Here is a 9,117-nt window from a genome sequence, read left to right on the forward strand (position 1 = left end):
GCGGGTCGTGCCAGCGCCGCGGCGAGGCGGTCGGCGAGCCTCCGTTCCCGGGCGGCTCCCACCCGGGCCTCGCCGGGTGCTGCCCCTGATGAGTACGTCATGTCGGCGCTCCCGTTCCGTGGCGGCCGGCCGGCTCGATGAGCCGGTCGAGCGGCTGCCGTGGCATGCGCTTCAGGACGTCGGCGACGACCTGTTCGGGCACGTCCTGGACCAGCTCCGCTCCCCGGGGGCCGTCGAGGACGAACGCCAGGCCGGTCAGCGCCTTCTTGTCCCGGCGCATCAGGCGGATCAGTTCGGCCGTCTCGGCCCGTTCGGGCAGCGCGGTGGGCAGGCCGTAGAACGCGACGACCTCCCGGTGCTCCGTCACGCGTTCGGGGCCGATCCGGTCCAGGGCGCCGGCGAGCAGGCCCGCGAAGACGGTGCCGATGGCGACGGCCTCGCCGTGCCGGAGGGTGAAGTCCCCGGCCACCTCCAGGGCGTGGCCGAGGGTGTGGCCGTAGTTGAGGATGTGCCGCAGACCTTGGTCCCGCTCGTCGGCGGAGACGATGCTCGCCTTGAGCGCGACACTGGCGGCGGTCTGCTCCGCGAGGCCGAGGCCGCGCAGGTCTCCGGCGCCGATGAAGTGGCAGCGGGCGATCTCGCCGAGGCCGTTGAGGAGTTCGCGCCGGGGCAGGGTGGACAGGTAGTCGGTGTCGCACAGGACGGCGGCGGGCTGCCAGTAGGCGCCCACCAGGTTCTTGCCGGAGGGCAGGTTGACGGCCGTCTTGCCGCCGACGCTCGCGTCGACCTGGGCCAGCAGGGTGGTCGGCAGGTGTACCACCGGGACACCCCGGTGGTAGAGGGCGGCGGCCAGGCCGACGACGTCGGTGGTGGTGCCGCCTCCGCAGGAGACGACGGCGTCGTGGCGGGTGAGCCCGAAGCGTACGAACTGTGCGCACAGCGCCTCGACGGTGGCGAGGTTCTTGTCCGGCTCACCGTCCCGGGCGGGCAGCAGCAGGGTTTCCACGCCGGTGTCGGGCACCCATTCGGCGGGCCTCGCCGACACGACGGCGACGCGCCGGGCGCCGAGGCCCTGGATCACTTCGGCCAGCGAGGAGCGTACCCCTGGGCCGATCAGCACATCGTACGAACGCTCGCCGATGTCCACCGTTATCTGTTCTCTCACGCCGCCCCGCCCTGTCCTGTCGAAGCCGGCCGTGGACCGGGGCGGTGACGCCCCGGGTGCGGCCGGGGCCGTCACTGGCCTGAGGTCACCCGCAGGATGCGGGCCTCGGCACGTTCTTTGCGGTCCTGCTCGTCGAGCTGCGGGTAGGCCGGGCAGCCGAAGACCCGCTGGAACGGTGCGAAGGTGTCCCACTCCGGGCGCCTGCGCATCTCCTGCGCGACCGCGTTGTGCTCGCTCCAGAAGTCGCCGCCGATCAGCCGGATCAGGTACCGCTCCAGCGCGTCGCGGGAGGTGGTCCGCCCGGCGTCGGCCGCCACCGACACCAGCTCGCCGTTGTAGAAGGCGTGGATGAGGCGGATGTAGGTGTCGTAGCCCGTCTTGAAGTAGTTGGCGTACTCCTCGACGAGCCGGTCGGCGTCGGCCGGGTCGGCCAGCGCGGCGCCGATCGTCTCGGCGGCACGCGCGGCGGTCGCCGTCGCGACGAGGACACCGCCGGAGAACATCGGGTCGCCGAAGCAGCCCGCGTCGCCGACCATGACCCAGCCGGGGCCGGTGACGGTGTCCGCGTGGTAGCAGTAGTCGGTCTCGATCTTGAGGTCCATGGCCGGGGTCGTCCCGGTGAGCCGTGCGGTGATCCTCGGCACCCGGCTCAGGTGCTCGTCGAAGACCGCCTCGGGGGTGCTCGCGCGGAACACGTCACGCGGCATCACGGTGCCGACGCTGATGACGTCCTTGGAGATGGGGATCGCCCACACCCAGCCGTCGTCGTGCGCGCCGACCTGGATGTCGCCCTCCGCGCCGAGGTTGTGCCGCTCGTCGAGGCCCGTGTAGTGGCGGAACACCCCGACCATGCGGAGCTTCTCCAGCGTCTTGCGCAGCCCGAACCTGTGCGCGATCCTGCCCGCCCGGCCGCTGGCGTCGATCACGTAGGACGCGTCGATCCGGTGCTCCTCGCCGTCCTTCTCGTAGGTGACGCCGGTGATCCGCTCGCCGTCGAGGAGGAGGTCCTTCACGGGGGCGCCCAGGTGCACCTCGGCGCCGGCCCGGGCGGCTTCCTCGACGACCATCGCGTCGAACCGGGCCCGTTCGACCTGGAACGCGCGGGCGAAGCGCCCCTCGCCCTGGAGGCTGAAGTCCGCGCGGAAGACCCCGGAGAAGAACTTGGTCTCGGTCGGGTCGATGAACTCGCCGCCGAACTTGGGCACATAGCCCTGGGACTCCAGCGCCTCCCGCAGCCCGATCCGGTCGAACAGGCCCATCATGTACGGCAGCAGGGACTCGCCGATGTGGAACCGCGGGAACTCGTCACGTTCCAGGAGGACGACGGAGTGGCCTTGGCGGGCCAGCACGAAGGCGCTGACAGCCCCCGCCGGGCCGCCGCCGATGACCACCACGTCAGCTGTTTTCTCAACCATTCCGACTCCTTCTGGCCTTCGTTCTCGGATCACGGATGTGCTGTTTGCCGGCAGGCCGTTCAGGACGGCCCCGGGAAGTCCTCGGAGAGGATGCGTGTCACCAATGCCCGGTGTTCGTCGTCGTCGACGACGGTGCGGGCGCGTTCGCGGCCGTCGCGGACCGTCAGGTAGCGGCGTCCCTTGAGGACGACCTGGCCGTTGTCGAAGGTCCGGCCGTACAGCCCCCCGCCCTGCGCGTCGCCGTCGGGCGCGGGGGCCATGGCGCGCAGCCCGGCCTCCACGTCCCGCCAGTCGTCCCACCGCCGTTCCTGGAGCCGGAAGGTGTAGACGACACCCCAGCGCCCGGCACGTGCGCGCCGTTGCAGCGCGTACCGGCCGTCGCCCCGGTCCACGAGCCGGAACTGGCTGCCGTACTGGGTCTGCACGGCGTCGGTGACGAGGAGCGGTTCGAGGTACGAGGGTCCCGGGTAGCCGGCGTCGACGAGCCATTCGGCGCCGTCCAGCGCGACCCGGATGAACATGTGCTCCACCTCGGTGCCGAAGTTCTCCCAGCCCTCGGCGGTGCTGGCCGCCAGCAGCGTGACGTCGTAGCCCAGTTCGCCCAGGAGACGGAAGAACAGGCGGTTCAGCTGGAAGCAGGTGCCGCCGCGTCCTTCGAGGACGACCGTCCGGAACATCGCGTCCTCGTCGAGTTCGACGAGCTGGACGCCGTCGGTGGAGACCTCGACCGTCTCGATGCTGTACGGGATCGCCATGAGGTGCCGCTTCTGAAGCCTGCGCAGCGTCTCGATGGCCACCTTCTTGTCTCCGTCGCAGCCGATGCGCCGGAGGTACGCCTCCGCGTCGAACACTTCCCGGACTCCTTTCGCCGTTCGTTTCCGCCTGGTGGCCGGTGCCGGGTTCCCTGTCACACGGCCACCCCCGGGAGACCGGGTGCTTCCTCGCCGAAAAGCCGCCCGTGCACGTGGGCGACGACCAGTGCCGGCGTCGGGTGGCTGAAGACCAGGTCAGGCGTGAGCTTGATGCCGAGCGACTTGCCTATCCGGTTGCGCAGTTCGAGCGCGGTGAGGGAGTCGAGGCCGATCTCGAAGAGGCCCTGGTCCGGATCGATCTGCCGGGTCGCGCCGTAGCCGAGGACGAATCCCACCTCGGTCCGTACGAGGTCGAGGAGGGCCGTCGCCCGGTCGGCCGGGGGCAGTGCCGCGAGCCGGTCGGTGAGCCGGGAACGCTCGTCGCCCGAAACACTGGGCCGCGCCGCCTTCCGCCGGGCGGCGACGAGCCCGAGAAGGAGTGGTGGAGTCTCCCGGCCCTCGGCGGCATCCGCCCGCAGGGCGCGCAGGTTCAGCTTGGTCGGGACGAGGAGGGAACGGTCGCTGCGCAAGGCGGCGTCGAACAGCTCCAGGCCTTCCGCAGGCGTCATGGGCCGCACGCCGCCGAGCCGGTTCAGCCTCCGCTGGACGACCTCGTCGGTGTGGCTCGCCCCCATCCCCGTGTCCTGTAGCCACGGGCCCCAGGCGAGGGACAGCGCGGGCAGGCCGTCGGCGCGACGCCTGGCCATCAGACCGTCCATGTAGGCGTTGGCGGCGCCGTAGCTGCCCGTGCCGGCGCCCATGAAGATCCCGGAGACGGAGGAGTACACGACGAACGCGTCGAGGTCCGGGGCGCATGTCCGGGTGATCTCGTCCAGTTCACGTGTCGCCGTCACCTTCGTCGCGAACACCCGCTCCAGGCTCTCCCGCTCGATCTCGCCGATGACTCCGGCGTCGATGAGGCCTGCGGCGTGCACGACGGCGGTGAGCCGGTGCTTCACCCCGGACGGCTCGGTCAGCCCGGCCAGCAGTATGCGCAGCGCCTGTGGATCGGCCACGTCACAGGCCGGGACAGTGACCGACTCGGCGCCCAGTTCCCGGAGTTCGGCGACCAGTTCCCGGGCGCCGGGCGCCTCCGGACCACGCCGGCCGGCCAGGACGAGGTGGCGGATGCCGTGCCGGGTGACGAGGTGCCGGGCCAGCGCCGTACCGAGAGCGCCGGTGCCGCCGGTCACCAGGACGGTGCCCTCCGGGTCCAGCACGACACCGGCAGGCGCCGCGACGCCGACCCGGGTGAGACGGGGAACATGGAACCCTGTGCCGCGCATGGCGAGCTGGGGTTCGCCGAGGGCGAGAACCGTGCCCAGCAGCGCGTCGAGGCCGGTGTTCTCGGGGGGCTCTGCGGTGTCGTCGGCTTCCGTGTCCAGCAGGACGATGCGCTCCGGGTGTTCCGCCTGCGCGGCGCGCACCAGTCCCCACACCGCGGCGCCGGCCGGGTCGGTGACGGTCGCGTCGCCTCCCGCCGCCACGGCACCCCGGGTGACCACCACCAGCCGGGTCTGTGCGAAGCCGCCGCCCGCGAGCCACGTCTGGACGGTCTCCAGGACCCGGTCGGTCAGGTCCAGCGGGCTGACGTCCGCGCCCTCGGTGACGGCCGTCAGCATCACTGCCTCGGGCGCGGCGGACACCCCGGTCAGCACCTCGTCGGCCAAGGTGGCCACCTCTTCGGCGGACGTGACCGACACCCAGGACGGCACCGGTACGGCTGTCCGCACGCTCACGGCCGGCAGTTCGGTCCAGTCCACCCCGAACAGCGCGTCGCGGCTGTCGTCGGCCGTCGTCCGGCTCAGTTGCGCGGCCGACACGGGCCGGGAGATCAGAGACTGGAGGCTGAGCACCGGAGCACCCGTGGAGTCGGTGGCCTCAAGAGAGACGGTGTCGTCGACGGACCGGGCGATCCGCACACGCAGCTCGGTGGCACCGGCGGCGTGCAGGCGCAGCCCCGTCCAGCAGAACGGCACAGGTACACCGGCCGCTGTGTCGGCGCGGTCCTCGTCCGCCGGGGCCGCGAGCACCGCGGCCAACGCGCCGGAGTGCAGGGCGGCGTCCAGCAGGGCGGGGTGGATACCGAAGCGGCTCGCGTCGCCGTGCTGGTCTTCGGGCAGGGCGATCTCCGCGAACAGTTCCTCGCCGCGCCGCCACACCGCACGTACACCCTGGAACGCCGGACCGTAGCCGTAACCCACCGCTGCCAGAAGGTCGTAGCCGCCCTCGACCGGAAGGTGCTCGGCGCCGGCCGGCGGCCAGACCGAGACGTCGAAGCCGGCCAGGTCCCCGCTCCCGGTCAGGTCCGCCGTCAGCCGGCCGGTGGCGTGGCGGGTCCAGACGTCGCTGTCGTGGTCCCCGGTGGTGTCCTCGGACGCCGAGTACACGGTGACGGCGCGGGTACCGTCCTCGCCGAGGCCGCCGACGGTGATCTGGACGCGGACACCGCCCTGCTCGGGCAGCACGAGGGGCGCCTCGATGACCAGCTCCTCCAGCGTGCCGCAGCCGACCTCGTCACCTGCGCGCACCGCCAGTTCGACCAGTCCGGTGCCGGGCACGAGAACCGTGCCGCCGACAGCGTGGTCGGCCAGCCAGGGGTGGGTACGGAGTGACAGCCGGGAGGTGCAGAGCACACCGCCGGTTTCGGGCACCTCGACGAACGCGCCGATCATGGGGTGGTCGGCGCCGGTCAGACCGAGCGAGACGACGTCGTTGGTGGTGCCGGGGCCGGCTGCCGGGAGCCAGTAGTGGTGGTGGTCGAAGGCGTAGGTCGGAAGGTCGAGGTGCGCGGCAGCCGGGAGTATCCCCGTCCAGTCGACCGAGCCGCCTCGGACGAAGATCTCGGCTGTCGCGGTGAGCAGGGTCTGTGCTTCGGGGCGGCCGTCCCGCAGAGCGGCGACGCAGGTTGCCCGTTCGCCCGCGGACTCGGCCACGACGCTCGACAAGGCCGCGCCCGGGCCGAGTTCGACGAAGACCACGTCCCCGTCACCGGCCGCCGAGGCCACACCGTCGGCGAAACGGACCGGACGGCGGACATGCTCCACCCAATACCTCGGATCGGTGAGTTCCCCCGATTCGGCGAAGTGCCCGGTCACGTTCGACACCACCGGGAACCTCGGCTCCGACCACGACACTTGCGAGAGCACAGCGGCGAACTCGTCCAGCATCGGCTCCATCAGGACCGAATGAAAAGCGTGCGAGACAGCCAGCCGCTTGGTCTTACGGCCCTGATCCGCCACCGCCAGCACCGCATCCTCGACACCCGAAAGCACCACCGACATCGGGCCGTTGACCGCCGCCAGATCCACCCCCTCCCCCAGCAACCCCGCGACTTCCGCCTCCGACGCCGCCACCGCCACCATCGCGCCACCCGACGGCAACGCCTGCATCAGCCGCCCTCGCGCCGCCACCACCGCCGCCGCATCCGCCAACGACAACACCCCGGCCACATGCGCCGCCACAATCTCCCCGACCGAATGGCCCATCACCGCATCCGGCCTCACCCCCCACGACTCCACCAACCGGAACAACGCCGACTCCACCGCGAACAACCCCGCCTGCGTAAACACCGTCCAACTCAAGTCACCCGCAACACCAAGGACCACGTCCTTGACCGGATGCTCCACCCACCCCGCGAGCTGCGCATCCAACGCCGCACACGCCTCGTCGAACGCCTCCGCGAACACCGGATACCGCTCGTACAGTTCACGCCCCATACCGACCCGCTGCGACCCCTGCCCCGGAAACACCAGCACCGTACGGACCGAACCGCCGACACTGCCTTCCACCACCCCCGGACTCGCCTCACCCCGCGCCAACGCGCCGAGCCCGGCAAGCGCCTCCTCACGCGAACCGGCCACCACCACCGCACGCTCATCGAGCACCGCACGCTGACCCACCAACGCACCCGCCACCCGCGCCAAAGACACGCTCCCCGACTCCACAAAGGAAGCGAGCCGCTCCCCCTGCCCCGCCAACGCACCAGCACTCCGCGCCGACACCACCAACGGCACCACACCCCCCACCGGCACAACCTCACCCACACCCACCACCTCAGGCGCCTGCTCCAGAATCACGTGCGCGTTAGTACCGCTCAGGCCGAAGGAGGACACCGCCGCTCGGCGCGGCCGGTCGACCTCCGGCCAGGCGCGGGCCTCGGTGAGCAGTTCGACCGCGCCGGCCGTCCAGTCGACCTGCGTGGAGGGTGCGTCCACGTGGAGGGTGGCGGGCATGACGCCGTGCCGTAGGGCCTGCACGGTCTTGATCACGCCGGAGACTCCGGCGGCAGCCTGTGCGTGGCCGATGTTCGACTTCAGGGAGCCGAGCCACAGCGGCCGTTCGGCGGGCCGGCCGCGCCCGTAGGTGGCGAGCAGGGCCTGTGCCTCGATCGGGTCGCCGAGCACGGTTCCCGTGCCGTGGCCTTCGACCAGGTCGACGTCGGCCGTCGAGAGGCCGGCTGCCGCGAGGGCCTTGCGGATGACGCGCTGCTGTGAGGGCCCGTTGGGGGCGGTGAGGCCGTTGGAGGCGCCGTCCTGGTTGACCGCGCTGCCGCGCAGTACGGCCAGGACGGGGTGGCCGTTGCCGCGTGCCTCCGACAGCCGTTCCAGGACGACGACGCCGGCGCCCTCGGCCCAGCCGGTGCCGTCGGCGGCGTCCGCGTACGACTTGCAGCGGCCGTCGGAGGCGAGCGCCCGTTGCCGGGAGAACTCCATGAACATGCTCGGGCTCGACATCACGGTCGACCCGCCGGCCAGGGCGAGCGAGCATTCGCCCTGGCGGAGCGCCTGCGCGGCGAGGTGGAGGGCGACGAGTGAGGACGAGCAGGCCGTGTCGACGGTGACGGCCGGGCCCTCGAACCCGAACACGTACGAGATGCGGCCCGACGCCACGCTCGCTCCGGTGCCGGTCAGGGCGAAGCCGCCCAGTTCGGCGGGCACGTTGCCGCCCGCGTAGTAGTCGACGCCCATGATGCCGTTGAACACGCCGACGTCCGCGCTCTTGAGCGTGCCCGGGTCGATGCCGGCCCGCTCCAGGGCCTCCCACGACGTCTCCAGGAGCAGCCGCTGCTGCGGGTCCATCGCCACCGCCTCGCGCGGGGATATCCCGAAGAACACGGGGTCGAAGTGCCCGGCCTCGTGGAGGAAGCCGCCTTGGTCGACGTAGGAGGTTCCCTCGTGTTCGGGGTCGCTGTCGAAGAGCTCGTCCAGGCCCCACCCTCGGTCGTCCGGGAAGCCGGACACACCGTCTTGGCCCTCGCTGACGAGCCGCCACAGGTCCTCGGGGCTCGCGACTCCGCCGGGCAGGCGGCAGGCCATGCCGACGATCGCCACCGGGTCGTCCGGATCGTGCACGGCCGTGGGGGTCGGTGTCATCGGGCCCGCCGTGGTGAGCGCGGCGCCCGTCCCGTCGAACTCGCTGTGCAGGAAACGTGCCAGGGCGAGGGGGGTGGGGTAGTCGAAGACGACCGTGGCGGGGAGGCTGAGGCCGGTGGCCTCGCGCAGGCGGTTGCGCAGTTCGACCGAGGTGAGCGAGTCGAAGCCGGCGTCCTTGAACGCCCGTTCCGCCACGACCTTCGCCGCGTCCGCGTGCCCGAGCACGGCGGCGACGCGGGTACGGACGAGGTCCAGGAACAGCGCCTCCCGCTCGGCGGGCTGGAGCCCGGCCAGCCGGGCGGCGAGCCCGC

Annotated in this window: 4 protein-coding genes; all 4 read right to left on the reverse strand. The window is 71.9% G+C overall.

Translation table 11 applies throughout. The features are described from left to right. Positions 1–97: 97 nt before the first annotated feature. Complete coding sequence (locus ACVNF4_RS27905; protein WP_461805644.1) at positions 98–1,165, reverse strand: 3-dehydroquinate synthase family protein; 1,068 nt, start codon at positions 1,163–1,165, stop codon at positions 98–100. Positions 1,166–1,236: 71 nt separating this feature from the next. Further along, positions 1,237–2,580, reverse strand: a complete 1,344-nt coding sequence (locus tag ACVNF4_RS27910; RefSeq protein ID WP_461805645.1) for an NAD(P)/FAD-dependent oxidoreductase — start codon at positions 2,578–2,580, stop codon at positions 1,237–1,239. Between the two features lie 59 nt (positions 2,581–2,639). Beyond that, entirely contained in the window at positions 2,640–3,431 is a 792-nt protein-coding gene (locus ACVNF4_RS27915; protein ID WP_461805646.1) for an arylamine N-acetyltransferase family protein, read from the reverse strand. A 56-nt stretch (positions 3,432–3,487) separates the two neighbouring features. After that, positions 3,488–9,117, reverse strand: a 5,630-nt coding sequence (locus ACVNF4_RS27920; RefSeq protein ID WP_461805647.1) for a type I polyketide synthase, incomplete at its 5' end; no start/stop codon positions are given.

It is taken from the genome of Streptomyces sp. S6 (assembly GCF_054880855.1).

Bases quoted from the DNA above. Each gene is read 5' to 3' on its own strand.
- ACVNF4_RS27910 (WP_461805645.1), bottom strand. From the start codon at position 2,580: ATGGTTGAGAAAACAGCTGACGTGGTGGTCATCGGCGGCGGCCCGGCG.